This window comes from Intestinimonas sp. MSJ-38 (assembly GCF_018917925.1).
Taxonomy (GTDB): domain Bacteria; phylum Bacillota; class Clostridia; order Oscillospirales; family Butyricicoccaceae; genus Pseudobutyricicoccus.
The window spans coordinates 1-962 of record NZ_JAHLPO010000073.1 but is presented as its reverse complement, the minus strand read 5'-3'; the positions used below and the strand labels follow the sequence as shown (position 1 = coordinate 962).

Annotated in this window: 1 protein-coding gene; it reads right to left on the bottom strand. The window is 54.9% G+C overall.

Features of this window, described 5'->3' with window-relative positions:
* Nucleotides 1-10 precede the first annotated feature (10 nt).
* On the bottom strand, nucleotides 11-962 hold a 952-nt coding region (locus tag KQI26_RS15115), incomplete at its 5' end, for a DDE-type integrase/transposase/recombinase (RefSeq protein WP_371744217.1).

The following is a 962-nucleotide window of genomic DNA, read 5'->3' as shown; positions in this document are numbered from 1 at the left end:
TGTAGGTTTGTCAAACATATTGGACAGTGACCTCAGCGGGAGCCATCCAGCGGAGGGGTCTCATGGGCAAGTTGTTGGAGCGGCGGTTGTGGACGGCAAGCTGCTTTGCAAAGTCGTCCAAGGAATAGAACGAGTGGCAAGAGTAGAAGCGTTTCTGATCCTCGCGGTGGCTGCGCTCGACCTTTCCGTTGTGGCGCGGTGTGTAAGGACGGATCAGTTTATGCCGGATATTCAGTTCAGCGGCCGTTTTTTCAAATAGCGTCGGCAAAATACGCTTGCTGCCCGAAAAACGGTTGGTAAACTCAAAACCGTTGTCTGTCTGAACACACTCTACCTTGATGCCGCGGCGTGCATACCACGCCGTCAGTTTGCGAAGGAAATCTGCTGAAGAGTAGGTGGACTGCTCCGGGTAGGCCGCCAGGAACCGCAGGCGGGTGAACTCGTCGATGGCGGTGTATTGGAACAGGCGAAGCTCCGGATCTGCGATACAGGCTCTGGGAACCACCTTCACATCCACCTGAACGCGCTGACCGGGGTAGGTCATCTGCTCGTAAGGCTTCGGTTTGTATGTCTTTTTCTGCTTTTCTGGCGGAAACAACCCCATTTTACGCATGATACGGAACAAGCTCTCTGGACAGCGGGTGTAGCCGCGCTGCCGCAGACGGTGCCACAGTTCGACCATACCCAGGGTTGGATTTCTGCGGCGCATGTCACGAATGAGTTTCAGCTCGGCCTCCGTGTGCTGGTTTGGATGGCTGTGGGGGCGTCTGGACTGGCAGGCCAAGGATGCCACACTTCCATCCCAGCGCTGCTTCCAGAAATAGATATACGACCGGCTCTTGTTGTACTTCCGGCTGGCGCGGCTGACGCCGTATTTCTCTGTGTACTTCATTAGGGATTGCCGATAGGCCATGTCTTGTGTTATATTTTTGCTCATGAGGGATATGGTCTCCTTTCGGGCT